At 65.2% G+C, this 26,340-nt stretch carries 23 protein-coding genes and 1 tRNA gene; 9 read left to right on the top strand and 15 right to left on the bottom strand.

What is annotated here, in order from left to right:
* The 3 genes from H0485_RS06415 to H0485_RS06405 form a co-directional block, all read right to left on the bottom strand.
* Window positions 1–1,146 carry a TIGR03862 family flavoprotein gene (locus tag H0485_RS06415; protein WP_226934579.1) on the bottom strand — a complete coding sequence of 382 codons (1,146 nt, stop codon included), beginning with the start codon at window positions 1,144–1,146 and terminating at the stop codon, window positions 1–3.
* Window positions 1,147–1,236: 90 nt separating this feature from the next.
* Window positions 1,237–3,399, bottom strand: a complete 2,163-nt coding sequence (locus tag H0485_RS06410; protein WP_226934536.1) for a caspase family protein — start codon at window positions 3,397–3,399, stop codon at window positions 1,237–1,239.
* 8 nt (window positions 3,400–3,407) lie between these two features.
* Window positions 3,408–4,040, bottom strand: coding sequence for a hypothetical protein (locus H0485_RS06405; RefSeq protein ID WP_226934535.1), 633 nt, complete (start codon window positions 4,038–4,040; stop codon window positions 3,408–3,410).
* 196 nt (window positions 4,041–4,236) lie between these two features.
* Here H0485_RS06405 and H0485_RS06400 point away from each other — a divergent pair, with 196 nt between their 5' ends.
* The 5 genes from H0485_RS06400 to H0485_RS06380 all read left to right on the top strand — a co-directional run bounded on the left by H0485_RS06400 (window position 4,237) and on the right by H0485_RS06380 (window position 10,933).
* Window positions 4,237–5,643 carry a S1C family serine protease gene (locus H0485_RS06400; RefSeq protein ID WP_226934534.1) on the top strand — a complete coding sequence of 469 codons (1,407 nt, stop codon included), beginning with the start codon at window positions 4,237–4,239 and terminating at the stop codon, window positions 5,641–5,643.
* 30 nt (window positions 5,644–5,673) lie between these two features.
* The gene (locus H0485_RS06395; protein WP_226934533.1) at window positions 5,674–6,369 is read left to right on the top strand and encodes a response regulator transcription factor; all 696 of its coding nucleotides are present in this window, start codon (window positions 5,674–5,676) and stop codon (window positions 6,367–6,369) included.
* Window positions 6,341–7,729, top strand: coding sequence for a sensor histidine kinase (locus H0485_RS06390; RefSeq protein WP_226934532.1), 1,389 nt, complete (start codon window positions 6,341–6,343; stop codon window positions 7,727–7,729). Before H0485_RS06395 ends, H0485_RS06390 begins: the two co-directional genes overlap by 29 nt.
* Window positions 7,730–7,824: 95 nt before the next feature.
* On the top strand, window positions 7,825–9,876 hold the full coding sequence (locus H0485_RS06385) for a caspase family protein (RefSeq protein ID WP_226934531.1): 2,052 nt from the start codon (window positions 7,825–7,827) through the stop codon (window positions 9,874–9,876).
* 1 nt (window position 9,877) lies between these two features.
* Window positions 9,878–10,933 (top strand): serine protease, encoded by a 1,056-nt coding sequence (locus H0485_RS06380; RefSeq protein WP_226934530.1) that lies wholly within the window; start codon window positions 9,878–9,880, stop codon window positions 10,931–10,933.
* A 64-nt stretch (window positions 10,934–10,997) separates the two neighbouring features.
* Here H0485_RS06380 and H0485_RS06375 read toward each other — a convergent pair whose 3' ends face one another.
* Complete coding sequence (locus tag H0485_RS06375) at window positions 10,998–11,702, bottom strand: hypothetical protein (RefSeq protein ID WP_226934529.1); 705 nt, start codon at window positions 11,700–11,702, stop codon at window positions 10,998–11,000.
* A gap of 131 nt (window positions 11,703–11,833) precedes the next feature.
* A complete protein-coding gene (locus H0485_RS06370) occupies window positions 11,834–12,502 on the bottom strand; it encodes a hypothetical protein (RefSeq protein WP_226934528.1) in 669 nt (222 codons plus the stop codon).
* A gap of 200 nt (window positions 12,503–12,702) precedes the next feature.
* Here H0485_RS06370 and H0485_RS06365 point away from each other — a divergent pair, with 200 nt between their 5' ends.
* Both H0485_RS06365 and H0485_RS06360 read left to right on the top strand, forming a co-directional pair.
* Window positions 12,703–14,730: a hydantoinase/oxoprolinase family protein gene (locus tag H0485_RS06365; protein ID WP_226934527.1), complete on the top strand. Its 2,028-nt coding sequence runs from the start codon at window positions 12,703–12,705 to the stop codon at window positions 14,728–14,730.
* A gap of 183 nt (window positions 14,731–14,913) precedes the next feature.
* Window positions 14,914–14,990: transfer RNA gene (locus tag H0485_RS06360), tRNA-Met, on the top strand.
* A 544-nt stretch (window positions 14,991–15,534) separates the two neighbouring features.
* Here H0485_RS06360 and ccoP read toward each other — a convergent pair.
* Genes ccoP through ccoN form a run of 4 tightly spaced genes read right to left on the bottom strand, consistent with a single transcriptional unit; the run spans window position 15,535 to window position 18,984 of the window.
* On the bottom strand, window positions 15,535–16,413 hold the full coding sequence (gene ccoP / locus H0485_RS06355) for a cytochrome-c oxidase, cbb3-type subunit III (protein WP_226934526.1): 879 nt from the start codon (window positions 16,411–16,413) through the stop codon (window positions 15,535–15,537).
* Window positions 16,414–16,416: 3 nt separating this feature from the next.
* Window positions 16,417–16,614, bottom strand: coding sequence for a cbb3-type cytochrome c oxidase subunit 3 (locus H0485_RS06350; RefSeq protein WP_226934525.1), 198 nt, complete (start codon window positions 16,612–16,614; stop codon window positions 16,417–16,419).
* A 10-nt stretch (window positions 16,615–16,624) separates the two neighbouring features.
* Window positions 16,625–17,368, bottom strand: coding sequence for a cytochrome-c oxidase, cbb3-type subunit II (gene ccoO, locus H0485_RS06345; RefSeq protein ID WP_226934524.1), 744 nt, complete (start codon window positions 17,366–17,368; stop codon window positions 16,625–16,627).
* An 11-nt stretch (window positions 17,369–17,379) separates the two neighbouring features.
* Window positions 17,380–18,984 carry a cytochrome-c oxidase, cbb3-type subunit I gene (gene ccoN, locus H0485_RS06340; protein ID WP_226934578.1) on the bottom strand — a complete coding sequence of 535 codons (1,605 nt, stop codon included), beginning with the start codon at window positions 18,982–18,984 and terminating at the stop codon, window positions 17,380–17,382.
* Window positions 18,985–19,235: 251 nt separating this feature from the next.
* On the opposite strand from ccoN, the gene H0485_RS06335 reads away from it, so the two are divergent.
* A complete protein-coding gene (locus tag H0485_RS06335) occupies window positions 19,236–20,081 on the top strand; it encodes a universal stress protein (protein ID WP_226934523.1) in 846 nt (281 codons plus the stop codon).
* 150 nt (window positions 20,082–20,231) lie between these two features.
* On the opposite strand, the gene H0485_RS06330 is transcribed toward H0485_RS06335, so the two are convergent.
* From H0485_RS06330 to ubiG, 3 genes are read right to left on the bottom strand one after another with little or no spacing between them, the layout of a single operon-like run.
* Window positions 20,232–21,107 carry a YihY/virulence factor BrkB family protein gene (locus tag H0485_RS06330; RefSeq protein WP_226934522.1) on the bottom strand — a complete coding sequence of 292 codons (876 nt, stop codon included), beginning with the start codon at window positions 21,105–21,107 and terminating at the stop codon, window positions 20,232–20,234.
* Window positions 21,104–22,084, bottom strand: a complete 981-nt coding sequence (locus tag H0485_RS06325) for an Lnb N-terminal periplasmic domain-containing protein (RefSeq protein WP_226934521.1) — start codon at window positions 22,082–22,084, stop codon at window positions 21,104–21,106. The genes H0485_RS06330 and H0485_RS06325 overlap by 4 nt, the downstream gene beginning before the upstream one ends.
* Window positions 22,081–22,824, bottom strand: coding sequence for a bifunctional 2-polyprenyl-6-hydroxyphenol methylase/3-demethylubiquinol 3-O-methyltransferase UbiG (gene ubiG, locus H0485_RS06320; protein ID WP_226934520.1), 744 nt, complete (start codon window positions 22,822–22,824; stop codon window positions 22,081–22,083). The genes H0485_RS06325 and ubiG overlap by 4 nt, the downstream gene beginning before the upstream one ends.
* Before the next feature lie 51 nt (window positions 22,825–22,875).
* On the opposite strand from ubiG, the gene pip reads away from it, so the two are divergent.
* On the top strand, window positions 22,876–23,844 hold the full coding sequence (pip, locus tag H0485_RS06315) for a prolyl aminopeptidase (RefSeq protein ID WP_226934519.1): 969 nt from the start codon (window positions 22,876–22,878) through the stop codon (window positions 23,842–23,844).
* 118 nt (window positions 23,845–23,962) lie between these two features.
* Here pip and H0485_RS06310 read toward each other — a convergent pair whose 3' ends face one another.
* The 3 genes from H0485_RS06310 to H0485_RS06300 are packed head-to-tail and all read right to left on the bottom strand — an operon-like array spanning window position 23,963 to window position 26,293.
* The gene (locus H0485_RS06310; protein WP_226934518.1) at window positions 23,963–25,102 is read right to left on the bottom strand and encodes a CaiB/BaiF CoA transferase family protein; all 1,140 of its coding nucleotides are present in this window, start codon (window positions 25,100–25,102) and stop codon (window positions 23,963–23,965) included.
* Window positions 25,103–25,107: 5 nt separating this feature from the next.
* Window positions 25,108–25,746 (bottom strand): DsbA family protein, encoded by a 639-nt coding sequence (locus H0485_RS06305; protein ID WP_226934517.1) that lies wholly within the window; start codon window positions 25,744–25,746, stop codon window positions 25,108–25,110.
* Between the two features lie 10 nt (window positions 25,747–25,756).
* The gene (locus H0485_RS06300; protein ID WP_226934516.1) at window positions 25,757–26,293 is read right to left on the bottom strand and encodes a DUF721 domain-containing protein; all 537 of its coding nucleotides are present in this window, start codon (window positions 26,291–26,293) and stop codon (window positions 25,757–25,759) included.
* Between the last annotated feature and the right edge of the window lie 47 nt (window positions 26,294–26,340).

The following is a 26,340-nucleotide window of genomic DNA, read 5'->3' as shown; positions in this document are numbered from 1 at the left end:
TCAGCCCAGCCGCGCTGCCGCTGCCCGGCCTGCGACAAGCCCGGTGGCGAAACAGCCGGTCAGCAGATAGCCCCCGGTCGGCGCCTCCCAGTCGAGCATCTCGCCACAGGCAAAAACCCCGGGCAAGGCTTTCAGCTCAAAGCGATCGCTCAGGCTCTCGCGGCTGATCCCGCCCGCCACCGAGATTGCCTCATCGAGCGGGCGCGGCCCGTGATGCTGCACCTGCAGCGCTTTCAGCGCCCTGAAAGGATCCGCCCGGCCCCATTCCATCACCAGCGCAATCGCCGCCGGTGACAGGCCCAGCTTGCGCAGCCGGTTGGCGGTGCTTTCACCGGGTTTCATCCTGGAAAGGCGGGCGGCAATCTCTGCCGCGCTCAGATCGGGCAACAGATCAAGCCAGAGCTCAGCCCCCTCGCGCATCGCCCGGCTGACGGCATAAATGCCGCCGCCCTCAATTCCGCGCGCCGAGATCACGAATTCCCCGCGCTCGCGGCTGTCACCTGCCTGCAAAGCCACGCCCTTCACCGGCTGGCCGAAATGCTTTGCCATATGGGCCGACCAGGCCACCTCAAAGCCCATATTCGCCGGTTTCCAGGGCGCAATCTCCACGCCTTTCTCTGCCAGCCATGGCCGCCATACCCCCTCCGAGCCGAGCCGCGACCAGCTCGCGCCCCCCAAAGCCAGCACCACCACCCGCGGCGTGATCAGCCGCTCGCCCCCGGGCGTGTCAAAGCGAAAGGCCTCGCCCGCGAAACCCTGCCAGCGCCAGCGGTTGCGCAATTCCACCCCCGAGGCCGCCAGACGGGCCAGCCAGGCCCGCAGCAGCGGAGAGCCCTTCATCGCTTTCGGAAACACCCGGCCCGATGAGCCGGTGAACACCTCCTGGCCAAGCGCTTCCGCCCAGGCCTTCACCGCCTCCGGCCCGAAATCAGCCAGCGCCGGGGCAAGCCAGGCGCTGTCATAGCGGCTGGCAAAGAGCGCTGGCGGCTCATCTTTGGTCAGGTTCAGCCCCGACTTTCCCGCCATCAGAAACTTGCGCGCCGGGCTGGGCTTGGCCTCACAGACCATGACCGGGTGCCCGGCCTCGGCCAGCGCCTCGGCGGCCATCAGCCCGGCAGGACCGGCACCGATCACCAGGGCCTCCATCTGTTCCATAGTGAAACCCTCTCAGAGCGCGTCTTTCAGGCCCCGGGGCTACCACCCCGCTGCGGCTGCGAAAAGCCCCGGCGCCCCGGATCAGTCCGCCGCCCTTGTCCGCAGCTCGACCTGTAAGATCCCCGGCCCCGGCCCGCCGCCTGTAGTGTCTTCCTCGCTGCTCAGGGCAATCGCGCCACGGGTTTCCCCGCCGAACCCGGCCTCAAACAGCGCTGCGTTCAGCGAAGTAAGGCCAGCAGTGCCAAGGCTGCGCACCGCCTCCTGGGCGAGATAGCTCAGATCCTCGACCTGGCTGTGCGGGCTGGCCGGATTCATCACCACCAGCATCCGCTCGGCCCCCATGGTCTCGCCCCCGATGGCGAAAAGGCCCTTTTTCAGCTCCTCGCCCGGGTGCAGACGGCCCGAATAGAAATGCCCGATCGAGTAATCCGCGCCGATATAGAGCACGTTCACATCCACCGGGATCTGCATATGATTGCGGGCCAGCACATGAACCTCATCGGCGGTGACAAGGGTCGGCACCGGCGTCAGCTCAAGGCCGCGCAGCTCGGGCGCCCCGGCATTGCGGGTGCGCAGCGTCACATCGACATCCAGCGCAACTGGGCCAAGGGCGGCGCCGAGCTTCATCAGGTTGATCGCCTTTGCCATTGCCCCCAGCTTCGTCGCCAGCTCATCGGCCAGACCGGCGGCGCTCAGAGCCACCGCCTCAACCTTCGGCTGCGGCCCGACGGGGTCGGCAAAGCCGGTACCCGGCAGGATCCAGATCGCCTCGGGCGCGCCGCTTTCCGGCAGCACCGCCAGCGCCAGATCGGCCAGCTCGCCCGGCTCAACAAAACTGAGCCGCGATCCTGCCGCCGCTTTCACCTCGGGCAGCGCGGCGTAAAGCGCATCGGCCGCCGCAGTGCCGGGCGGCGGCAAGGCGATGCTCAGCGCGAAATCCAGCGCCACATCGACCCGGCGCAAATAGAACCCCTCTGGCAGGTCTTCGGGCAGGGTCAGCCCGTCTTTCTCAATCGCTTCGGCCCGGGCGGTGAAAACCTCTGCTTCGGTCACACGCACAAAGCCAAGCGCCTGATCCGGCGCGTCAGCGGCACGCGCCAGCACCGCCAGCTCGGCCCCCGGCCCCAGCCCCTGCAGCGCGCCTGCCGCGAGGGTAAAGCCGCCATCACTCTGCCTGCCCGGCCATTGCGCGATACGCCCCCCCGGTGCGCCGCCAAACACCACCCGGTCGAGATCGCCCTCAAACAGCGGCGTCGATTTCGCGGCATTGCGCGTGGCATATTTGCGCAAAACCTCCTGGGCGACCTGGCCATAGCTGGCCGAGGGATATTCAGACAGGACCTCAAACAAAGTATAGGTGAAAACCCCCTGCGATTTACGGTCCGGGGCCCCGCGCGGCAGGCGCATCTCGGGGGTCAGTTCGGTCGATTGCGCCGCGTAAAAAGCAACAAGGCTGCCCGGCGTCACCCCCGGTTCCGGCCTGGCCGCCGTTCTGGGCAGAAAAGAGGGCCCGGCATCAGGCAGCAGTGCCTCAGCCGGTTCTGCTGCCAGGCTGCGGCTGACCGCCTCTGCCCCCGCTTCGGCTTCGGCCAGCATCTCCCCGGTAATCCCCAAGGCCTCCGGGTCGAGCTGGCGCATTACCACCTCATCGCCGGTCTCCAGCGCCCGGGTGGCGGTGCCGGAATGACAGGCGTCAAACACGATCCAGACATCGGCGCCTCTATTACGCAGCCCGTCAAGCAGCAGCGCAATCTCATCATCCACCAGGGCATTTTCAACCGCGCCGGTCTGATTGCTCCAAGGGCCGATATCGACGGGCAGGAACAGCTCATCCAGCCCGTCCGGCTCGCTGGCGGGATCGAGCGCCGGGGCACGGGTGCCATGGCCCGACAGATGCAGGTAAACGAAATCCCCGGGCGCAAGCCGCGCGGTGAGATCGGCGAAAGCCTGGCGGATATTGCCAAGCGTCGCCGGAATATCGCCTTCGCGGCCATCGGTCAGCACGGTGACATTTTCGGGGCTGAAGGGCACCGGCGACTGGCCGGTCAGCCAGACCGAAACCAGATCCATATCATTGCGCGGCCCCTTCAGCGACCAGCGTTTATCGAGATTCTGATAGTCTGAAGCCCCGATCAGCAAAGCGAAATTTTCGCGCGCCAGTCCCGGCAGCGCCAGAAGACTGAGGCCCAGCCCCAGCAGCAGCCGACGCAGGGGCCGCAGGATCGGGCGATCAGAAACACGCATCTCCGGCCTCAGTTCGTCATCAGGACATAATGGGTTTCGCCGCCCGTCCCGGTGCTCAGCACAAGGGTAAAGCTGCCATCCTGCACCGGGGTCCAGCCGCAATAGGCCACATGCGAGGGATCGGTATCCGAGCAGACCTGCAGCCCGGCCTCGTCAAAAACCGCCAGGTTCAGATCGGTGCCCGGATCACTTTCGGCATAGACCTCGGCATATTCGCCGCCCCGGAAGCTCAGATCGCCATGCCGGGCCTCCGCCCCGGACGACAGGGTTTCGATGCGGTAAACCGGGCCGGAAATCACCCCCTTATAGCTCTGCCCGACAATATCCCCGGCCAGGTCGCGCAAAGGATCCTGCTCCGGCAGCAGATCCAGCGCCCGGGAAATCATCGCCTCCCATTTCTGCAGGCCAAAAGCCGCATCAGCCGCCGCATCAGCCGCATTTACCGGCTGCAGATCGAGATTCTTGCGCATCTGCGCCGCCGTCAGGATCAGCAAAGCATCCCCCTGCGCCAGTCCAAGGCTGTAAAGCTCGGCCGAAAGCGCGGCCTGGCGCAAAGGGGTCAGACCCTCGGCCCCTGCCGGTCGAGCCACGCCGGTCAGCGGCAGCGTCAGCAGCAAAGCAGCGGGCAGGGATCTGATCATGGACAATGCCCCTCCATGGGCGCTGGCGGCAAAGCCGAAATCACGCAGGCCCGGCAGGCCGGGACCGGGTTGCAGGATGGGGCGCGACCGGGCCGCTGTAAACGTGGAAATTCCAGGTGACAGGCTTTGTCATGTGACCCTGGTCCGGCACGTGACTAGGGTCCGACCCCGGGCAGCAAGCCGAGGAACCATAAGAATGATCCAGAAGATTATCCGCCGTGCCACTTTTCCGGTGCAGGGCCTCCGGTGCTTTTTCATGCTGATTTGCATTGCGTTTTTCTCTCTCGCGCTGCTCTGCCCCGCTCTGGCCCGCATCTCTGATCAGCCCCCGCCAGAGGCGCGGGCCGGAGCGCTTGAGACGGCGATGGATGCGGTTCTGGTGCTGCGCAGCACCGATGCCGCAGAGGTCTTTCTCGGCTCGGCCTTCCTCTGGGGCAGCAGCTCCGGGATTGCCGTGACCAATGCCCATGTGGTCGGCACGGCCGAAGAGGTGCTGCTGACCGACCGGCTGGGCCGCCGGGAAACCGGCGAGGTGATCGCCATCGACAGGCTGCGGGATGTGGCGGTGATCGCGGTCGGTCCCGGCACCGATGGCCAGCCCCGCCCGGGCCTTACGCCGCTCATGCTGCCTGCCGTTCTGGGCACCCCGGTCTATGCCCTGGGTGCGCCGCTCGGGGCTGAATTCACCCTGACGCTTGGCATGATCTCGGCCCAGGCCCGACAGGTCGATGCCGCGGTGCCGCTGCGTCTGGTGCAGCATGATGCAGCGGTGAATCCGGGCTCGTCGGGCGGGCCGCTGGTCGATGCCGAGGGGCGCCTTATCGGGATGAACAGCCGGATCGCCGATGGCAGCCGGATGTTTGTCGGCATCGCCTATGCGATTGCCGCCCCGGATCTGAGCCGGATCGTCGAGGGGCTGATCCTCGAAACCGCACTGCCCTTCCCCAAGCTTGGCATGACCGCCCGTCCGCTCGACCGCAAAACCGCTCAGGCCTTGTCGCTTTCAGTCCAGGGGCTGCTGATTGATGATATCCGGCCCGGCGGGCTTGCCGCAGCCGCAGGATTGGAAGCGGGCGATCTGATCCTCGCCGTGGCCGGCCAGCCTTTGCCCGATCCCGGCAGTTTCGTCTTCGCGCTCGAGGAATGGCTTGCGGCGGGAGAGGCCCGCCTCACCATTCTGCGCCAGGGCGAAGAGCGGCATATCACCCTGAGCTTCAGCGCCGGCGATCCCGGCCCCCGGGCGCTGGGGCTGCGGCTGCGCGACGGCCCGGGCGAGGCCGCTTTGCCCGAGCAGATCCGCAGCTACCGCCCCGCCGCGCTCGGCATCAGCCTTGGCGAAAACGGCAGGATCAGTGCCCTGACCGAAAACTCGCCTGGGGTGCTGGCCGGCCTCAGCCGCGGTGACCGGGTCCTGAGGATGAATGGTCAGCCGGTCAGCGCCGCAGCCTTTGCGGCCTGTGAGATCACCGGACCCACGCTGCTGCTGGTCGAGGCGCCGGACGGCAGCACCCGCCATCTCTGGCTTGACCCCTGGGGCGCGCTCGGGGCAACACGCCCGGCGGGGGGCGCGAATGTGCTTGACCCGGCGGTCGTGGTATTCTGAACCTGTCGCGGAGCAGCTGAGAAAAGACCCATGCCTGACCAGATCCTGATCATTGAGGATGACCCCGAGATCGCCCGCGCCGTCACTGCCGAGGTCGAGGCGCTCGGCTGCGATGCCCTCTGGTGCCATACGCTCAGCCTCGGGCTGGAGGAGGCGGCACGCGGCCGGTGCAAAGTCATCGTGCTCGACCGGATGCTGCCCGATGGCGACGGGATCGACGCCCTGCCGGCAATCCGCAGTTCCGGCTCGACGGCGCTGATCCTGGTACTTTCCGCGCTGGGACGGGCCTCGGAACGGGTCGAGGGGCTGGAGAAAGGCGCAGATGACTATCTGCCGAAACCCTTTGAGCCGGAAGAGCTGCGCGCCCGGCTGCGCGCGCTGCTGCGGCGCGGCACCATTCAGGTGCTCGACAATGATCTTCTGGCCTTTGGCGAGGTCGAGATCCGGCTGAAAGCCCGCACCCTTCACGTGAAACGTCAGCATGTTGCGCTCAGCCCGCGCGAATTTGAGCTGATCACCTATTTCGCTCGCAATGCAGGCCAGGTGATCACCCGGATGCAGCTGCTGGAACATGTCTGGAACCTGCATTTCGACCCGGGCACCAATGTGGTCGATGTCCATGTCGGCCGGTTGCGCCGCAAACTGGAAGAGGCGGGGGCGGCGGTGATCCGCACCGCCCGGGGAGAGGGCTATCTCTTTGCCCCGCTGGCTGCGGATGGCCCCTGACCCTTTGCTGCGCGCAAGAGCCACCTGGCGGCTGGCCGCTGTCATGGCTTTCGCCGTGGCCTTGCTGGCTCTGGTGGCGATGGGGCTGCAATACCGCCTCGTGGCAGCGCGGCTTTATGAGGCGCAGAAAGGCCTGCTGCTCAGTGATCTGCAAAGCCTCGGCGCGCTTTACGAACAGCGCCGGATCATTGCTCTGCGCGAGGCCATTGCCTGGCGCACCACCGCCCCGCAGCCGGGCGAGCTGTTTTTGCTGCAGGACCGGCAGGGGGAAATTCTGGCAGGCCAGGCTGCCGCCCCCCTGCCCGATCTGCCCCCTGTCCCGGGCTTTGGCCCCGGGCCGCTCAGCGAGGTAACACTTTCCGGCACGCCGTGGCTGCTGGCGGCGCGCGAGCTGCCCGGCGGCTTCAGCCTGATCACCGGCCGGTCGCTGGAGCCGGTCGTGGCGACATTGCAGGTGCTGCGCCAGTTCATGTTGGCCCTGATGGTGGCTTTGCTGCTGGCCGGGGCCCTGGTCGGCTGGCTGGCCGCGCGCAGTGTGATGCGGCGGATCGGAAGGCTGAATGATCTCGCCGACCGGGTGGCAGCGGGCGATCTGGAGGCGCGGCTCGCGGGGCCACGCGGTGCCGATGAATTTGGCCTGCTGGAAAGCCATGTCCATCACATGCTGGACCGGATCGGCCATCTCAACCGCGCCACCCACCGGCTCTCGGATACCATCGCCCATGAAATGCGCACGCCGCTGAACCGTATGCTCACCCGGCTGGGCCGGATCGAGGGCCAGGAGGAAGAGATCAGCGCCCTGCGCGGCGAGATGCGCAATGCGATCCGGGTGTTTGACGCCCTGCTCGATATCAGCCGCGCCGAGGCGGATCAGGGCTCGGGCGGCGGGCTGGTCCCGCTCGATCTCTCGCAGCTCGCCGGCGAGATCTGGGAGCTTTATGAACCCATGGCCGAGGAAAAGGGGCTGTTGCCCGAGGCCCGGATCAGCCCCGGTCTGCAGGTGCTGGGCGACCGGACACTGATCGCGCAGATGCTGGCCAATCTTATTGATAACGCAATCAAATATTGCCGCCCAGGAGACCGGCTCAGCCTCAGCCTGCACAGCCTCAATTTGCACGGCGGGCCGCATTATCTGCTGCAGCTGGCAGACAGCGGGCCGGGGCTGCCCGAAGGCCTGGGAGAAGAGATCTTCGAGCGCTTCACCCGCGCCGGGCGCGACCGGGCGCGCGGCATTCCCGGCCATGGCCTGGGGCTTGCCCTGGTCCGGGCCATTGCGCTGCGCCATGGGGCGCGGCTTTCCCTGCCCGCGGTGGATCAGGGCCTGACCGTCAGCATCGCCTTTCCGCCCGCCCCGGGCTGAAAGGCCCGGCCTCTCTGCCCGAGCCTGCGGTGACAAATTCCGTCACCTCTGCACCAGGGCTTGCCGGACCTTCCCCGGCCCGGCATGTTTCGCTCATGATCCGCGCCCTGACATATGCCCTTTTGTGCAGCAGCCTGCTGAATGCCGGTCCGGCCCGGGCCGAAGTCCATGCTTTGCTGATCGGGGTCGGCGAATATATCCATCTCGATGCCGATCTGCTCGGCCCGCCGAATGATGCGCGGCTGATGAGCGAGACCCTTGCTTTGCGCGGCGTCGCCCCCGGGGCGATGACCCTGCTCAGCACCGGCCTGACCAGCACCGGTCTGACCAGTCTGACCGGAGCAGCTGGCCTGCCCGAAGGCATCCGCACCGGCCGCCCCGACCGCGCCGGAATTCTTGCCGCAATGGCAGAGCTGCAGGAGAAAGCCGCGCCAGGCGATACAGTATTTTTCTATTTCTCAGGCCATGGCTCACAGGCTCCGGATCAGAATGGCGATGAGGGCGGCGGCTATGATGAGATCCTCTTGCCAATGGATGCGGCGGGCTGGGATGGCGCGGCGGGCAGGGTCGAAAACGCCTTTATCGATGATGAGCTGCAGTCCTGGGCCAGCGCTTTGCTGGCGCGCGGCGTCAGACTGGTGGGCGTGATCGATGCCTGCCATTCCGCCACCGGCTTTCGTGGCCAGGGCGGCGAAGCCGTCACCGGCGTCGCCCGCAGCCTCGCGCCGGAACAGCTCGGCATTCCCGAAGACAGCCCCCCCGTCGCCTTCACCGGGGAAAGCAGCCTGACCGGGGATTACGTCTTTCTCTATTCTTCTCAGGCCGAGGAGCGCTCTTACGAATATCCGCTGGGTGAGACCGGAATCTGGCATGGCGAATTTACCCTGCGGCTGGCCGGTGTTCTGGCCAGCGCCCCCGGGGCCAGCTGGGCCCAGGTGCTGGCCGCAACCTCGGATGCGATGATCCAGGGGCCGGTGCGGCAATTGCCTGATGGCGAAGGCTCGATGCTGCACAGCGCGGTCTTTGGCGAGGGGCAGAGCAATGCCCGGATGCGCCTTGAGGCAGGCCGGCTGCAGGCCGGGCTGCTCCAGGGGCTGCGCGAAGGCGCGGTGATGACGCTCTATGCTGAAGGGGCGGGCGGGGCGCCTCTGGGCGAGATCACCCTTGGCAAGGTCACGGCGCGCGAGGCCCTGCTGTCCGGTCCGCTGCCCGAAGGCGCGGCCTGGGCCGAGCTGAGCGCCCAGCCCCCCGCTGAACCGCTCCGGCTCGCACCACCGCGCCGCCAGGATGACGGGGATGGTTATGATTACACCGCCTGGGAACAGGCCCTGGCCGCCAGCCGCGCCGCGGCAGGCGGCAAAGCCGATTTCCTGCCGGTGCTGACCGGCGGGGCGATTGCCCTGGCCGGGCCGGATGGCCTGCTCGATCCCGAAGGGCCGGGCAGCTCGCTGCGCATCAGCGCTGCGGCGGGTGAAAGTGCCGAAACAGCGCTTGCCCGGGCACTGGAGACCCTCGCCTATGGGCGCCAGCTGCAACAGCTGCTCAGCACCGCCGCCGGGCGCGGCCTGACCAGAACCGAAGTGATCGCGGTCGGGACCGAGCGCCGCCCCGGCGAGCGGCGCGAGGGCAGCTGTACCGGCAAAGCCGGCAAGGGAGCGCCATATGATCCCGCCCTCGGGGTTCAGAGCTGCGATCAGCTCTGGCTCAGCCTGACCAACCGCTCGGGCAAGCCCCAGGATGTCAGCGTGCTTTACCTTGCCACCGACTGGGAAGTGCAGCCGATCTGGCCGGGCGATCATATGGTCAACCGCCTTGCCCCTGGCGAAAGCGTCAGGGTTGGCCTGCAGATTGACCCTTTCACCAGCCCCGGCATCGAGGAAGTGTGGATCCTTGCCGTGCCAGCCGACAAAGCACGCGGGCCGCGCGCCGATCTGACCACCCTGGCCGCGCTGCCGCGCAACCGGGCCCTGCCCCAGGGCGGCGAAAGCGCTATGACGCTCTGGCTGACAGAGCAGCTTGACCCTGGAGATGACGAAACCACGACGCGCGGTTTCGCGATGAAACCTGCAGAGCTGACCATGATCCGTCAGATCCTGCGCCTGAAACCAGGGGCCCCCGACAGCACCCCGCCACCGAAAGGACCCTGAGATGAGACATTCCCTGACAGGCCCGTTCTGCGTGCTGATCCTGCTGGCGGCGGGCATGGCCGCGGCCGAGGTGCCCGCCTTCTCCGCTGCCCCGGATGGCCCCTCATCCCCCTTCGATTTTGTCGCCTCGGGGGGGAAGGCCGCCCGGACAGCCGCAGCGGCTGAGGCGCCTTCGGGGGCGAAAGTCGTGGGCGGGACGATTGCCGCCGATGGGGCCTGGCCCTGGCAGGTGGCGCTGACCCTTGCCGATCAGCCGGTCAGCGCCAACAGCCAGTTCTGCGGCGGCTCGATGGTGATGGATCAGTGGGTGCTGACCGCAGCGCATTGCGTGATACATAAAGGCCCGGATGACGAGCCGGTGGCCCTCGATCCGCGCGAAATCTCGATCGTGGTCGGCACCAACCGCCTCGACGGCAGCGGCGACCGGATCGATGTCGCCTCGATCTACAGCCACCCTTCATATGATGTGAATGATTTCGATTATGACATCGCGCTGATCAGGCTGACCCGCAGCCCTTCGGTGGCCTATCAGACCATCAATATTCCCGATGCCGATTACGGCGATCTGCTGCGCAGGCCTGGCATCACCACGGTTGTGACCGGCTGGGGGCTGCAAAATGATGGCACCCCGCCCACCGATCTGCGCCAGGCGCAGATTCAGATGCTCGACCGCGACATGTGCAATCAGGTGATGATTGAGAGCCGCGCTGATGAGGCGATTAGCGGCTTTTCCTTTGCCGCCGGGGTGATGGCGCTGAGCGAGGACAAGGCCTATGCGCTCTGGGATGAGATGGTTGCCGCAGCCCCGGTGCCGCTGAGCGAGAATATGATCTGCTCAGGCACTTTCGAGGGCGGGCATACCTCCTGCGATGGCGATTCCGGCGGGCCGCTGGTCGTGCCACTGGAAAATGGCAGCTATATTCAGGCCGGGATCGTCAGCTGGGGCCTGTCCGACCAGGCGGGCGAGCAATGCGCCAAGGATGCGAAATTCTCGACCTATGTCGATGTCTCGCGCTTTGTGCCCTGGCTGAATGAGATCGTGACCACCTATAACTGAGCCGCCGGAGCCGCCCTGACCCGAAGCACCGCCGGTCAGGGCGGGCCGGTTCGTCCCGCGCAGATCAGGGCCCGTTGGTCAGCAGAAGGTAGCGGCTGGCCGCCGCACCGGGATTGCCGATGGTGAGAGAGAGCCGCCCTTCCGGGGCGGGATGAGCGTCACAATAGATCTGGCTCCCCGGCCCCGAACCGGCGCAGTGCAGCTGGCCGCTTGCATCGCTGAGGCTGACTGTCAGCTCCTGGTTCCCCGCGCCCAGCACCGCAATCTCGACATTGTCCTGGCCAGTGACCGCAAGCTCCCAGCTGTCGGTCTGGCCTGGTGCCAGATCGGCCTTATATGCAAAAACCCGGCGGCTCTGCCCCTGGCTGCTGCCCGCCGGTGCCTGTCCGATCAGCTCCAGCAGCAGCGGATCATCCCCGGCCATGGCGAGGGCGCGCGTATAGAACTCCGGTGCCTCCGCCGGTTCCCTCACCGGCTCCGGGGCCTGGCCGGGGGCGGCAGGGCCACTGGTTTGGCGTTTCAGCTCTGACCCCGGCTCCGTGCTGACCCCGGCTGCCATTCTGGCCGCAGCCAGCACCATCAGCGCATCGCCCTGCGCCTGGCCGAGCGCGAAAAGCTCATGGGCCTGCGCCAGCTGCGCAACCCCGCTGCGCGCGGTGGGCGGATCTTCGGGCCCAGCCTGCTGCAGGCCGGGCTCAGCCGGATCAGCCTCGGCCGCCGCCAGCACCGGCAGCGATCCGAGGATCAGGGAGAGAAAAAAGACACGCATCTGAATGCTCCTCACCGGATCAGGACTGCCGGGCCGGGAAAGACCCGGGGAAAACAATGCCCTGCCCCGGGCGGACCGGCGCAGGGCAGCGGGGAAAATGTGGCGCGCGCGCGCTCGGCGGGGGGATCCCATCAATTACTGATCAGCACATAAGACAGCGCCGCATCGCCGGGATTTTCCAGCACCACATCGACAAATTCATTTGCCTCGGGGGTAAAACGGCAGGCGGGCCAAGGGCTCTGGCGGGCCGGGCAAATGGGCTCTCCCCCGGTCGCATCAACCCGCCACAGCGGCGACAATGCGCGGGGCTCACCCGCTGCCGCCTGGGGGAAAACCGCGATCTCGGCCGGGCTTTGCCCGGCGAAAGGCAGGTGCCAGACCACGCGCTCGCCTGGTTGCAGCATGCCTGGGGCACGGCTTACCCCGCCCTGCAGCGCCGGCGGCGGCTCGAGCGCGAGGAAATCGGCCAGGGCCGGATCCTCTTCGGCCATCAGCTGCGCCCCGCTCCAGGCGCCGGGAGACAATACCAGATCAAGGACCGGCGCAGGCAGGCCGGGCAGGCCCTTCGCCTTGCCTTTGAGCTTTTCTGAGCGCCAGTTATCCGCCTCACGCAGGGTGATCCCCCCGGCCAGACGCACCGCGACCGCCATCTGCAGCGCATCGCCCGCGCCCGCCGCCTGATCATAAAGCGTCACAGCCAGCGCCAGGCTTTGTACCGGCCCGGGCGGATGATCAGCGGCCAGGGCCGGAGCCGGGGCCAGAAGCAGGACAGACAGAAAACGCAGAGAACAGCCGAACATAGCGATGAAAATCCAGGCGGAATGCTAGCAGGATCATGACCTGAAACCCGGGCGGCGAGAAGGGTGAAACGCGGCCTGTCCGGCAGGCGGAACCGCGCTTGTGCGACGTGAAAGGTCGCAGCCAGAGCGGCTGCCCCCGCCATTTCAGGCTAGCAGAAGCAGCAGCAAAAGCGGCAGTGCAGAACAGCAAAGGACGCAGAATGGCGTTTTTCCTCGGCGTCGATACCGGCGGCACCTATACCGATGCGGTGATCCTTGATGATGAGGCCAATCGGGTGCTCGGCAAGGCCAAGGCGCTGACCTCGCGCCAGGATCTGGCCATTGGCATCGGCGCCGCGATTGACCGGGCGCTGGAGGCTTCGGGCCTGCGCCCCGATCAGGTGGCGCTGGTCTCGCTGTCGACAACGCTTGCCACCAATGCCCTGGTCGAGGGCCAGGGCTCACGCGTGGCGCTGATCTCGATCGGTTTTGACGAAGAGGATCTGACCCGGGCCGGTCTGGCCGAGGCGATGAAGGGCGATCCGGTGATCCGCATTGGCGGCGGGCATTCCCATGCCGGGATCGAGGCTGAACCGCTGGATCTGGCCGCGCTGGAACAGGCGCTCGAGGGGCTGCAGAGCGATGTCTCGGGCTTTGCCGTCGCGGCGCGTTTCGCCACCCGCAACCCGGGCCATGAGATTGCCGCACGGGCAGTGATCCGCCGGCTCACCGGCGCTGCCGTCACCTGCAGCCATGAGCTGTCAGCAAAGCTGAACGGGCCGAAACGCGCGCTGACGGCGGTGCTGAACGCCCGGCTGATCGGCATGATCGACCGCCTCGTCGCCGCCTGCGAACGCCATCTTGCGCAGATCGGCATCGAGGCACCGCTGATGGCGGTGCGCGGTGACGGGGCGCTGATCGGCGCGGCGCAGGTGCGCGAACGGCCGATCGAGACCATTCTCTCCGGCCCCGCCGCCTCGATCGTCGGCGCGCGCTGGCTGACCGGGGCCTCGGATGCGCTGGTCTCAGACATTGGCGGCACCACCACCGATGTGGCGCTGCTGCGCGACGGCCTGCCCGAGATCGACCCCGAAGGCGCAAGGGTCGGGGCGTTTCGCACCATGGTTGAGGCGGTGGCGATGCGCACCTCGGGCCTTGGCGGTGACAGCGAGGTGCATCTGCTCAGTGCCGGGCTGCAGGGCAGGCTGCGGCTTGGCCCGCGACGTCTGATGCCGGTCTCGCTGCTGGCCCGTGATCATGGTCCGATGGTGCATGAGGCTTTCGAGCGCTGGCTCTCCGGCCCGGCACCGGGCGAATATGACGGCCGCTTTGTGGTGCCGATGGCCTCGGGCGAGACCGCCTCGGGTCTCGGCCCCCGCGATCTGGCCTTGCTGGCGCGGATCACCCGGCCGATGCCCGTCGCCAGCGCCCTGCAGGCCCGGGTTGAGGCGGCAGCGCTGGACCGGCTGGTGGCGCGCGGCCTGGTCATGCTCTCGGGCGTGACCCCATCCGATGCCAGCCATGTGACCGGCGGGCTGAACGACTGGGATGCCGGGGCGGCTGAAAAAGCGCTGCAGCTGATGGCCTCGCGCCGCAGCGGCTCGGGCGACAGGATCGCCGCGGATGCCGCTGGCATGGCGCAGCTGATCATTGATCAGCTGACCCGGCAGACCACAGAGGGCCTGCTGGAAGCGGCTTTTGCCGAAGATCCCCGCTTTGAGGGTGAGGATCCCGCACAGCTGGCGCGGCACAGCCTGCTGCTTGCCGGGCTGGCGCAGCATCAGGGTACGATGGCGCTTTCGGCCCGGCTGGCGCTGCCGGTGATCGGCCTTGGCGCCTCGGCCCCCTTCTACTATGGCGCGGTCGGCAAAAAACTGGGCTGCGAGATGATCCTGCCCGAACATGCCGGGGTCGCCAATGCGATCGGCGCGGTGGCCGGGCAGATCAGCCAGCGCGTCAGTGGCACCGTCACCTCGCCCGCCCAGGGGCGATTCGTCATTCACCTTACCAGCGGGCCCAAAGCCTATGGCGATCTGGAACAGGCGCTGTCGGCGCTGGAACAGGCGCTGCGCGCCGAAGCTGAGGCCCGCGCCCGGGCCGCAGGCGCCGAAGATCTGCGCATCACCTGCGCGCGCCATCTGCGCGAAGCCGAGGTTGAGGGGCAAAAGCTGTTCATCGAGGCCGAGCTGAGCGTCACCGCCTCGGGGCGCCCCCGTGTCGCCCATAGCCAGGCAGCAGAACAGGGCTGAATCCCGGCCAGGAATTCAGCCGGAACGCGGCAGAACCGGCCCGGGGCCTGGGGTCTAACCCCCGGACCCGGCTGGATTCTGCGGGCCTGAAAGCCTGCTGTGGCCGCTGGCGGAACTTCATCGGGAAAAATACTGATTTCCCCCTTGACCCTCCCACGCCCTCAGCTTATTCCCCCGCCCAGTGGCTAGGTAGCTCAGCTGGTTAGAGCGCGCGACTCATAATCGCGAGGTCGAGGGTTCGAGTCCCTCCCTCGCCACCACTTCTCTCTCATATCTCTGACAGAAAAGTATTTCCCCTCAGGGGCGGTGGCATGTCCGGCGACGGGCAGGTCTTTGCCGGGACAGGTCTTTGCGGGGCAGGTCTTCTCTGGCCTGATGATCAGCGAGCTGGCCATCGGCCTGATGATCCAGCCGCTCACGCGGCCCGCGGTGCGGCCGGTATGCCGGGCCAGGAGGAGCCGGGGCTGCAGCCTGGCTGTGCGCCTCAGCCCAGGTATCTGGGCCGGGGCCGGCGGGCCGCCTGCCGGGGGCATCGGACTTGCCCGGGCCTGAGGCCTCGCCCTCCGGGCGCAGGCCTTCGCGCTTATCCCGCTCCGGACCATCTCCGGCACCAGGCAATGTGCTGGTTTTCTCACCGTCACCCGGATGTGTCATCTCGCCCTCCTGCACCGGTTCTGCCGGGGCAGAACAGCTGTAGAACGAGTGGCGCGATATTCCGTTCCGCCTCTGCCCGCGCCCCGGTCGGGCCCATAAGAAAAGGGGCCCTCTGGCCCCTTTTCCCCTGTCGCTCTGTGATCCGGCGGCTTACTCGCCACCGCCGAGACCATGGACATACCAGCTGACAGCGCGGAGTTCATCCTCGCTCAGGCGGGTGTTCCAGTTCGGCATCACCCCGAAACGCGCGAAATTGACGCTATGGGTGATATCCTCGCGGCTGCCCCCATAGAGCCAGACCGCATCGGTCAGCTTCGGCGCCCCCTGTTCGCGGTCGCCCTCACCGTTCTCTCCGTGGCAGGCCATGCAGTTATCGGCATAGACCACCGCCCCGGCACGGGCGCGGCCCGCCTCATGCTGCTGGCCCGAAAGCTGCAGCACATATTCAACCACATCGCCGACCTGGCCCTTATCGAGCAGGCCATCAGCGCCGAATTTCGGCATTTCCGAATAGCGTGCCTCGGGATCGGTCGTATTGCGAATGCCATGGGAAACGGTCAGATAGATCGCCTCCATATCCCCGCCCCAGAGCCAGTCATCATCGAGCAGATTGGCATAGCCAAGGCTCTGCACCCCGGCTGCCCCGGCGCCGTGGCACTGAGCGCAATTGGTGCGGAAGACGGCTGCCCCGGCATTTTCCGCAAAGCTGACCAGCTGCGGATCCTCGCCGATCGCAGTCAGATCCGTCGCGATCAGCTGCTCCTTGATCGCCGCGTTTTTCGCATCCCATTCGGCCAGCTCACCCTCGACATCGGCGCGGGTGTCGTGACCGATCACCCCGCGCGTGGCTTCGGTCAGCAGCGGCCAGGCCGGATAGGCAATGGTATAGCCAATGCCCCAGACGATGCAGGCATAGAAGGTCCAGAGCCACCAGCGCGGCATCGGATTGTCAAACTCGCGGATACCATCCCATTCATGGCCGGTGGTCGGCGGCTCGCCCTCACGCGGCTTCACTTGCTTGGCGCACATCTGTCACGCCTCCGTCTGCTGGCTGTTTCGGGGGTCTGCCGCAGGCTGGGCCTCATTGCGGAAGATCGAACTGGCGATTGCGTCATGGGTCTTGCGCGAACCAGGCCGGAAGGCCCAGGCGATGATCGCAAGGAAGAACAGCGTCATCGCCAGCAGCCCCCAGCTGTCGGCCAATGTCCGCAGGAAGGAATAATGTTCCATCTGTGCCTCCTCAGCGGTTCGGATCGCGGGTGAAGGTCGAGAAATCGACCATCGTACCGAGAACCTGCATATAGGCGATCAGCGCATCCATTTCGGTCAGTGCCTGCTGGCCGTCGAAGTTACGGATATTCACCGCTTTGCCGAAGGCCGCGGCGCCGTAGCGCGCTTCCAGCCCTGCCGTATCCGCATCAGGATTGGCCTGCGCAAGGAAATCGGCTTTGGCATTTTCCACCATCTCTTCGCTATAGGGCACGCCGACGATCACCTGGGTCTCGATCAGCTCCTGAATATGCTGACCATCCAGCTTTGCCCTGGCGAGGAAGCCATAGGGCGGCATCACCGATTCCGGCACGACCTGTTTGGCATCCATGAAGTGATCGACATGCCATTCATCCGAATAGCGCCCGCCCACCCGCGCCAGATCCGGCCCGGTGCGTTTGGAGCCCCACTGGAACGGATGGTCATACATCGATTCCGCCGCCAGCGAGTAATGGCCGTAACGGGTATATTCATCGCGCATCGGCCGGATCATCTGGCTGTGGCAGCCATAGCAGCCCTCGCGGATATAGATATCGCGTCCGGTCAGCTCGAGCGGGGTATAGGGGCGCATCCCCTCTACCTTCTCGATGGTGTTTTCCAGATAGAACAGCGGCACAATCTGCACCAGCCCGCCGATGGTGACCGTCAGAAAGGCCAGCACCATCAGCAAAGTTGCATGGGTTTCGATACGTTTATGTTTGTCGAGAAGTGACATCTGTTTCCCGCTCACTCTGCCGCAATGGCGTTATTGGCATTGACCGGGGCGCGGGCCGTCTGGCCCCTCACCGTCATCCACAGGTTCCAGCACATGATCAGCGCCCCGAGCAGATACATGGCCCCGCCAAGCGCGCGGACGATATTCATCGGCTTTTTGGCTGCGACCGTGTCGGCGAAGGCATTGACGAGGAAGCCATTGGCATCAACCTCACGCCACATCAGCCCCTCCATGATCCCCGAGACCCACATCGAAGAGGCGTAGAGCACGATGCCGATGGTCGCGAGCCAGAAGTGCCAGGAGACGGCGCTGAGGCTATAGAGACCGTCGCGGTTCCAGAGTTTCGGCGTCAGGTAATACAGCGCGCCGAAGGTGATCATGCCGTTCCAGCCAAGCGCGCCGGAATGCACATGGCCGATGGTCCAGTCGGTGTAATGCGACAGCGAGTTCACCGCCTTGATCGACATCATCGGCCCCTCAAAGGTCGCCATGCCGTAGAAAGCGATTGCCGCCACCATCATGCGCAGCACCGGATCGGTGCGCAGCTTGTCCCAGGCCCCCGACAGCGTCATCAGCCCGTTGATCATACCGCCCCAGCTCGGCATCCACAGGATGATCGAGAACACCATGCCAAGCGTCGCCGCCCATTCGGGCAGAGCGGTGTAATGCAGATGGTGCGGACCGGCCCAGATATAGAGGAAGATCAGCGCCCAGAAGTGGATGATCGACAGCTTATAGCTGTAGACCGGGCGGTCGGCCTGTTTCGGCACGAAATAATACATCATGCCGAGGAAGCCGGCAGTCAGGAAGAAGCCGACGGCATTATGACCGTACCACCACTGGATCATCGCATCCTGCACGCCCGAGGTCACCTGAACCGCGGCCGAGCCAAAGATCGAAACCGGCACCGCCATGTTATTGACGAGATGCAGCATGGCGATGGTCAGGATGAAGGCGAGGTAGAACCAGTTCGCCACATAGATATGCGGCTCGCGGCGATTGATGACCGTTCCGGCATAGACGAGGAAGAACATCACCCAGACGATGGTCAGCCAGATATCGAGATACCAGACCGGCTCGGCATATTCCTTGCCCTGGGTGCCGCCGAGCAGATAGCTCGATGCCGCCAGAACGATGAAGAGATTATAGCCCCAGAACACGAACCAGCCGAGACCGCCGCCCCAGAGCCGCACCGCCGAGGTACGCTGGACGACGTAGAAAGCGGTGGCGATCAGAGCATTGCCGCCGAAGGCAAAGATCACGGCAGAGGTATGCAGCGGGCGCAGCCGTCCAAAATTGCCAATACCCTGCAGCAGTTCAAAGTTCAGCCAGGGGAAGGCCAGCTGCAAAGCAATGACCACGCCGACAAGAAAGCCGATCACGCCCCAGAAGGCGGTGGCGATCACGCCAGCCCGGACCACACTGTCAAAATATTCAGTCCGGTCGGTTCTGACCGGCTCGCCCACCCGGCGCAGCACCACCACAAAGGTGATGACAGCGGCCAGAGCGATGGTGATCGCATTGGCCAGATAGGCGGGATCTCGTGCATAATTGGCAGCGATTGCGGCCAGTACCGCAATCATGCCAAGCACGATCAGTTTCAGGTAATCCCACAACATAGGTTGTCCCTCGTCTCGCTTTTCACGGGGCCGCATATGCCCGGCCGAATGCCGGACAGGCCCCCGCCTCCGGGGGTCGGCATGGATTCTCTAGCCGTTCCGGCGATCACGCTGCCTTGATCTGCGTCAAGACCCGCGCGCGTGACGCGCAAAAGCGGCGATTTGACCTCGGTCAAGGCGAAGCGGAGCCAGAGCGCGCAATGCTGCGTTGATAAACGTGGGCAAGATGCCCGCCACGGAGGGTGAAAATGGCCTATAAATCATTGCTGAGCGTGATCGGCTCGCAGACCGGCCTCGAGCTTGCCATTGCAAGCGCCGCGACGGTCGCGCTGGATGCTGATGCGCATCTCGAAGTGCTCGCCCTCGGCACAGATCGCTCGCAGCTGGGCTATTCCTACATGAGCACCAGCACCATCATGCTGCAGATGGAGGCAGACCGGGTCGCCGAAGAGCTGAAACTGACCGAAGCGGCGCTGAAAAAAGCCCTGAATGCCCAGCCTCCTATGCTGCGCTGGTCGATGGATGCGGCCATCACCCAGCTCGGCTCGCTCAATGAGCTGGTGGCTATGCGGGCGCGCTATGCCGATCTGGTGGTACTGCCCAAACCCTATGTCACCGGCAATGGGGCCGAGGCCGAAGCCGTCGTTGAGGCGGCGCTGTTCGAGGGCATGGCCCCGGTGCTGATCGTGCCCGAGAAAGCGGCGGTCAAGGCCAGCCCCGGCACCATCGTGCTTGCCTGGAACCAGAGCCGCGAGGCCCTGGTGGCGGCAAGGCGGGCCCTGCCCTTCCTCAAGCGGGCTGCGCGGGTGGTTATCACCGTGATCGATCCCCCCGCCACCGGCCTCGAACGCTCGGACCCGGGCGGCGCGCTCTGCCAGCTGCTGGTGCGCCATGGCGTCAGGGCCGAGGTTTCGGTTCTGGCCCGCACTCTGCCGCGGGTCTCGGATGTGCTGGCACGGCAATGCCAGGATCTGGGCGCCGATCTGCTGGTGATGGGCGCCTATGGCCATTCGCGCTTCCGCGAGGCCATTCTCGGCGGGGCGACCCGCAACCTGCTCGAACAGGCCGGGCTGCCGGTCTTCATGGCGCATTAAGCACGCGCCCCCTGCTGGAGGGCTGATCCAGGCGGAAGCTGAGACGGGGGGGAAGCGGCCGCGCGCCCTTCCCCTTCTGATACCTTTGCCCGCGGCTCAGACTGGGGAAGGACAGGCCCGCAGTGCTCCGGGTCTCTGTCCCTACCCGCTTCAGCGCATCCGGTGCCGCTCGCGCCCCATCTGCCGCAAAATCCGGCGGCGCTGATCGAGCTCGGCATTGATCGCCCCCCCGGCCAGAATCGCCCAGACCGAGAGATAGAGCCACATCATCAGAATGATCGCCGCACCGATCGAGCCGTAGATCCGGTTATAGCTGTTGAAATTCTCAAGATAGAGCGAGAAGCCCATCGAAACCCCGGCCCAGGCCAGCGCGGCAAAGATCACGCCAAAGGAAAACCAGGCCGATCTCTCGCCTTTTGGCACGTTGGGGCCATAGCGGAACAGAATCGACAGGCAGACCAGCACGGCGAAGAACATCGCAAGCCAGGGCAGAACCCGGATCAGCCAGGGCGCCCAGGTCTCCAGCGCCAGCGGTGCCAGCAGCACCGGGACGATCACCACCGTTGCCAGGGCAGCAATCAGCGCCGCGATCAGCGCCAGGGTCAGCGTAACCTCCCGCGCGAGGCCGCGCAGAAAGCCGCGCGGCGTGGCGCGGTGCACCACATCAAGCCCGCTGATCAGCGCCGCCACGGCATTGCGGGTCGAATAAAGCGCAACCAGCAGCGAAAGAACGGTCGCCCAGCCCAGTGTCGCGGCGGGCGCACTCACCAGCCCCATCACCTGATCATGCACCAGAATGCTGGCATCGGGCGGCAGGAAGCGCTCGCCAATCGCCAGATAACCGGCAATCACCACCGGATCGGCCATCATGCCCCAGATTGCCACCACGGCGGCCAGGCTGGGGAAGACCGCAAACATCGCGTAAAAGGCTACCCCTGCCGCCACCAGGCCGAAATGGCCGTCACTCACCCGCTCAAGCACCGCCCAGAGGAAAGACTGTATCCTGCGCAAAACCCCGCCCGTCATAAACCTTCCGTCACTTCCTGCTTACCAAGCTTACCATCCTGCCGGATCCAGGCCGAGAAGCTTCCACTTTCCGGCCAGGCTCTGGCGCGTTCCGAAATCAGCGCCGCTGCGCGTTTGTCACTCAGGCTGCCCTCTCCGGCCAGTACGCCGAAACCATCGAGATATTCCGGCAGGCGGCCAGAGAGCAGCAGGCTGGGGCTGAGCGGCAGATCACGGCTCAGCACTTTCGACAGCTGCCAGACCACGGTGGTGCAGTTCGACAGCGCGGTATTATACCAGCGCGGCGCCTCATTGAGCTGATTGCCCAGAGCGACGTATTGCAAAAACACCTCAGCCAGCTGATCGGGGCGCAGCTGCAGCGGATAGAGCCGCACCTCCTCGCCCCGGGGCACGGCCCGCCACTGCACGATGTCGCGCTCATCCGCGGCGATCAGCGCCAGTTCAAACTGGCGGAAGAACCCGCCCAGAACCGAGAATTTCTCACCTTTCTCGCGGCGGATCTCGACCGAAAAGGTCAGCGGATCGCCCTCAGCAAAGCGGAAGCTGACCAGCAGATGCGCAATATCGGGATTATCCCAGACCGAGGTGATCATATCCGCCCCGGTGATCTGCCGCAGATCAATGGTGCGGCTGGTCCAGGCCTCCGCGGCGTGATCGGCATCACGCCAGCGGAAGGCGCGGATATTCTCCAGATGCACGAGATCGCCCTCGATCCGGCCCCTGACGATATGTTCGACATCCGCAGCCCAGTCGCGGTCCTGGCGCGGCGTCAGACTGAAAAACCAGCCCAAAAGCCCCAAAGCCAGCAGACCAAGCCCCCACCAGCCATAGCCCGGCCCCAGCCGCGCCCAGACCACCAGCGCCACCGCCGCTGCCAGGGTGATCAGCGGCCAGATCTGCGCAAACTGCACCCGGAGCGCCAGAGCCCCCCAGAGCGTCACCACAAGCAGAGCCAGCCAGAAGATCACTGTTTTCACCGTTTCACGCTCGCCGTCACATAATTCACCGAGAGATCGCGATCTGAGATGCCCCAGCGCCAGGAAACCGGATTAAGAATCATACCCTTGCGGTCCACCGGATCAAGCCCGGCCTGGCGGATCAGGGCGTAAAGCTCATCCGGGGTGATGAATTTCTGCCAGTCATGCGTGCCTTTGGGCAGCCAGCGCATCACCCATTCGGCGCCGACAATCGCCATGGCAAAGCTTTTGGCATTGCGGTTCAGCGTCGAGCAGATCATCAGCCCGCCCGGTCTGAGCAGGCGCTGACAGGCCGTCAGATAGGCCAGAGGATCGGCGACATGCTCGACCACTTCCATATTCAGCACCACATCGAACTGCTCTCCTGCCTCAGCGAGCGCCTCGGCGGTGGTATTGCGGTAATCTATCTGCAGTCCCGACTGCTCAGCATGGATCCGGGCCACCGGAATATTCTTCGGTGCCGCATCCGCGCCGGTGACATCCGCGCCGAGCCGGGCCATCGGCTCGGACAAAAGCCCGCCGCCGCAGCCGATATCAAGCAGGCGCAGCCCGCTGAACGGCAAAGCGCCGGCGAGGTCGCGGTCGAATTCAGCGGCAATCTGGCGGGTGATATAATCCAGCCGGCAGGGGTTCATCTGATGCAGCGGGCGAAACTTGCCCTTCGGATCCCACCATTCGGCAGCCATAGCCTCAAACTTGGCGACCTCGGCCGGATCAATCGTGGTGGCAGAGGCGTCCATTCTGTTGCTCCTCATTCGACTTTGGCATTTGCCCGGGTTATATAGGCGCTGATGGATCAGAGATCAGGTCAAAAACGCGCTGTGGACTATCTCTACCCGCTGGTCGAGCCTTTCGACCAGCGCATGATTGATATGGGCGATGGCCATCAGATCTATGTTGAGCAATGCGGCAGGCCCGACGGGGTTCCGGTCATTCTGTTTCATGGCGGCCCCGGCGGCGGCTGCAGCCCGGCGATGCGGCGCTATTTCGACCCGGATTATTACCGTGTGGTGCTGTTTGATCAGCGCGGCTGCGGCCGCTCGCGCCCGCTGGCCGAGGTCGGGAACAATACCAGCTGGCATCTGGTGCGCGATACCGAACGGATCTGCACCGATCTGGGGATCGGGCGCTATATCGGCTTTGGTGGCAGCTGGGGGGCGACCCTCGCCCTGATCTGCGCCATTTCGCATCCCGAACGGCTGCGTCACCTGGTTCTGCGCGGCGTTTTTCTGATGACCCGGGCCGAGCTGCGCTGGTTCTATGGCGGTGGCGCCGGCGCGTTCTTCCCCGATCTCTGGCAGCGCTTTGTCGCGCCGATCCCCGAGGAGGAGCGCGACGATCTGATCGCCGCCTATCACCGCCGCCTGTTCTCCGGTGACCGGGCCGAGGAAATCCACTTTGGCCGCCTCTGGGCCGGATGGGAAAATGCGCTGGCCTCGATCCAGAGTGACGGCTGGTTCGGCGAAAGCCCCGCCGAATATGCCCGCGCATTCTCGCGCCTTGAGAATCACTATTTCAGCAATGCAGGTTTTCTCGACGAGGATGGCTGGATCCTGAAAAACCGCGCCAGGATCGAGCAGATCCCGGCCGATATCATCCAGGGCCGCTATGATATGATCTGCCCGCCGCAATCCGCCTGGTCACTGGCCAGCGGCTGGGAGCGGGCGCGGCTGAATATCGTGCCGATGGCAGGCCATGCTCTGTCCGAGCCGGGCATATCCGAAGCCCTGGTGCGGGTGATGGACCGGCTGCGCGGATAAAAGAAAGGGGGGCGCTGCCCCCCTCGCGGCCAGGGCCGCTTTCCCCCCGGGATATTTAAGGGACAGATGAAAAGCGCTTTCTCCTGTCGTTAAATATCCCACCGGAGGCCCCTTTTTGTCAGGATGTCAGCCCGCCGAAAATTTCTTCCTGATGCTCGCCCAGTTTCGGTGAGGGGCGGCCGAGTGCCAGCTCTGCGCCCGAGAAGCTCATCGGGCTGCGCACGCCCGGCAGGCCATCCGGACGGATCTGCATACCCCGCGCCACCACCTGAGGATCGGCAAAGACCTCGGCCATGTCATTGATCGGCCCCGCCGGAACGCCCTCAGCCTCGCAGGCAGCCAGCAGTGCAGCTTTGGTCATCTTTCGCGTGGCTTCGCTCAGCAGCACCGTCATCGCCTCGCGATTGGCAACGCGATCGGCATTGCTGAGGAAGCGCGGATCTTCGGCCAGAGCGCCCAGGTCCAGCAAAGCGCAGAGCCTGCGGAACTGACCATCATTGCCGATTGCGAGAATCAGCCAGCCATCGGCGCAATCGAACACCGCATAGGGCGCGAGATTGGGATGCGCATTGCCCATCTTCTGCGGCGCGGTGCCGGTTGCGAGGTAATTCAGCGTCTGATTGGCCATGACAGAGACCGCCACATCCATCAGCGCCATATCGATATGCTGACCCTCGCCGGTGCGGGCGCGCTGGATCAGCGCCGCCATAATCGCATTACTGGCATAGATGCCGGTAAAGACATCGGTCACCGCCACGCCGACCTTCTGCGGCTGGCCATCGGCCGAGCCGGTGACGCTCATCATCCCGGCCATGCCCTGGATGATAAAATCATAGCCGGCGCGATGCGCATAGGGGCCGGTCTGGCCAAAGCCGGTGATCGAGCAATAGATCAGACCGGGATTGATCTGGCGCAGGCTGTCATAATCCAGCCCGTATTTCTTCAGCCCGCCGAGCTTGAAATTCTCGATCACCACATCGGCCCCGGCGATCAGCTGACGAACCTTTTCCTGGCCCTCGGGGCTGCGGAAATCGGCAATCACGCTTTTCTTGCCCCGGTTGGTGCAATGAAAATAGGCGGCGGAACGCTCGCCGTCATGGTCAATGAAGGGCGGGCCCCAGCGGCGGGTATCATCGCCTTCCGGAGCCTCAACCTTGATCACTTCGGCACCGAGGTCGGACAGGGTCTGTCCGGCCCAGGGACCGGCGAGGATCCGCGCCAGCTCAATGACGCGGATGCCTGCAAGCGGCGTATTCATTCAGTTTACCCGATTTTGCCGTCAATCAGCGCTTTGAGCGCCGGCCAGGACCAGTCCTGCACCCGCTCGCCATCGACATAAACCGTAGGGGTCGCTGTCACGTTATCTTTGGTGATATTTTCCTGGAAATTGCGCAGCATCACCTCGCCGGTGGCAGTATCCGCCTCGCAGGCCGCGATCTGTTCACGGGTCAGGCCCGCGGAAACACCGATCACGCGCAGGTTTTCCATGATCTCATTCGGATCATTGGAATTCAGCCACTGCGCCTGCTTCTCGAACACCATGGCCGAGATCGCCTCATAGCGCGTGCCATCGCCGCAGCGGGCAATCAGCGCCGCCCAGAAATCAGCCGGCATACGGTAGAATTCGCGCACCGTGAGATAGACCTTACCGGTGTCGATATAATCTTGCTTCAGCGGCTTGAAGACGGTCTCGTGGAAAGTGGCGCAATGGCTGCAGCTATAGCTGGCATATTCGATGATTTTCACCGGCGCAGCCGGATCACCATAGCTGATATCGGTGACTTCGGGAGCAGCGGCAGCCGGATCAGCGGCAGCGGGGGCCCCGGCTTCCTGTGCCCAGGCCGGAGCAGCAGCAAGTGCAGCGGCGAGCGAAAGCAGGGCACGGCGGTTGAGACTGGTCATCGGATCGTCCTCATTTCCTGTCAGGGCGAGTTAAAATATTACGGGCCAGCTGTTCAAGCGCATTGCGCAGGCCCGGGTCGGATACGCCTTCGGCCTTAGACCTGGCCTCGGCCGCAAGTTCTGCCTCGGCCACAGGATCGGGCGGCGCGGGCGCGGCAGGACCGGAGAATTGCGCCTGACCCTCGGCAAAACCATCGCTGGCGGTCTGGGTCAGGCTGATGCGCGAAATGGCATTATAGCCGTAAACCGCATTCACCCTCTCGCGGATCCGCTCCAGCTGCATGCTGATCATCGGTGCATGGGCCCCATTGACCAGAAGGCTCAGCGTCGCGCCCATCCCCTCGCGTGCCCAGCCGATTTTGACCGGACGGGTCACTCTGGCCAGATCCTCGCCGACGGTTTCGGCCCAGTGGGTGATCAGACGCGAGACGGCAAAACCGCGGGCCTCTCCGGCATGGCGCAGCTGCCGTGTCATCAGCGAGAATGCCGGTTCAAAACCACGCATCCGGGGCTGAGACGAGGGAGGGGCTGCCGGTTTGCGCGCCATGATGATCCTGTTTCTGCCGGGCTGGGCACGGGCCTGTCGTCACGGCA

Source organism: Pseudogemmobacter faecipullorum (assembly GCF_020539525.1).
Taxonomy (GTDB): Bacteria; Pseudomonadota; Alphaproteobacteria; order Rhodobacterales; family Rhodobacteraceae; genus Pseudogemmobacter; species Pseudogemmobacter faecipullorum.
Note: the sequence above shows the minus strand (reverse complement) of the source record. Positions and strands in the feature narration are given on the sequence as shown.

What these genes read in the sequence shown, in the direction of transcription:
- H0485_RS06370 (WP_226934528.1), bottom strand. Translation starts at nt 12,502, where the DNA reads ATGTTCGGCTGTTCTCTGCGTTTTCTGTCTGTCCTGCTTCTGGCCCCG.
- H0485_RS06410 (WP_226934536.1), bottom strand. Translation starts at nt 3,399, where the DNA reads ATGCGTGTTTCTGATCGCCCGATCCTGCGGCCCCTGCGTCGGCTGCTG.
- H0485_RS06330 (WP_226934522.1), bottom strand. Translation starts at nt 21,107, where the DNA reads ATGACGGGCGGGGTTTTGCGCAGGATACAGTCTTTCCTCTGGGCGGTG.
- H0485_RS06415 (WP_226934579.1), bottom strand. Translation starts at nt 1,146, where the DNA reads ATGGAGGCCCTGGTGATCGGTGCCGGTCCTGCCGGGCTGATGGCCGCC.
- H0485_RS06310 (WP_226934518.1), bottom strand. Translation starts at nt 25,102, where the DNA reads ATGAATACGCCGCTTGCAGGCATCCGCGTCATTGAGCTGGCGCGGATC.
- H0485_RS06335 (WP_226934523.1), top strand. Translation starts at nt 19,236, where the DNA reads ATGGCCTATAAATCATTGCTGAGCGTGATCGGCTCGCAGACCGGCCTC.
- H0485_RS06305 (WP_226934517.1), bottom strand. Translation starts at nt 25,746, where the DNA reads ATGACCAGTCTCAACCGCCGTGCCCTGCTTTCGCTCGCCGCTGCACTT.
- ccoO (WP_226934524.1), bottom strand. Translation starts at nt 17,368, where the DNA reads ATGTCACTTCTCGACAAACATAAACGTATCGAAACCCATGCAACTTTG.
- H0485_RS06300 (WP_226934516.1), bottom strand. Translation starts at nt 26,293, where the DNA reads ATGGCGCGCAAACCGGCAGCCCCTCCCTCGTCTCAGCCCCGGATGCGT.
- ccoP (WP_226934526.1), bottom strand. Translation starts at nt 16,413, where the DNA reads ATGTGCGCCAAGCAAGTGAAGCCGCGTGAGGGCGAGCCGCCGACCACC.
- H0485_RS06385 (WP_226934531.1), top strand. Translation starts at nt 7,825, where the DNA reads ATGATCCGCGCCCTGACATATGCCCTTTTGTGCAGCAGCCTGCTGAAT.
- H0485_RS06395 (WP_226934533.1), top strand. Translation starts at nt 5,674, where the DNA reads ATGCCTGACCAGATCCTGATCATTGAGGATGACCCCGAGATCGCCCGC.
- H0485_RS06375 (WP_226934529.1), bottom strand. Translation starts at nt 11,702, where the DNA reads ATGCGTGTCTTTTTTCTCTCCCTGATCCTCGGATCGCTGCCGGTGCTG.
- H0485_RS06380 (WP_226934530.1), top strand. Translation starts at nt 9,878, where the DNA reads ATGAGACATTCCCTGACAGGCCCGTTCTGCGTGCTGATCCTGCTGGCG.
- H0485_RS06350 (WP_226934525.1), bottom strand. Translation starts at nt 16,614, where the DNA reads ATGGAACATTATTCCTTCCTGCGGACATTGGCCGACAGCTGGGGGCTG.
- H0485_RS06365 (WP_226934527.1), top strand. Translation starts at nt 12,703, where the DNA reads ATGGCGTTTTTCCTCGGCGTCGATACCGGCGGCACCTATACCGATGCG.
- H0485_RS06405 (WP_226934535.1), bottom strand. Translation starts at nt 4,040, where the DNA reads ATGATCAGATCCCTGCCCGCTGCTTTGCTGCTGACGCTGCCGCTGACC.
- pip (WP_226934519.1), top strand. Translation starts at nt 22,876, where the DNA reads ATGGATCAGAGATCAGGTCAAAAACGCGCTGTGGACTATCTCTACCCG.
- ubiG (WP_226934520.1), bottom strand. Translation starts at nt 22,824, where the DNA reads ATGGACGCCTCTGCCACCACGATTGATCCGGCCGAGGTCGCCAAGTTT.
- H0485_RS06400 (WP_226934534.1), top strand. Translation starts at nt 4,237, where the DNA reads ATGATCCAGAAGATTATCCGCCGTGCCACTTTTCCGGTGCAGGGCCTC.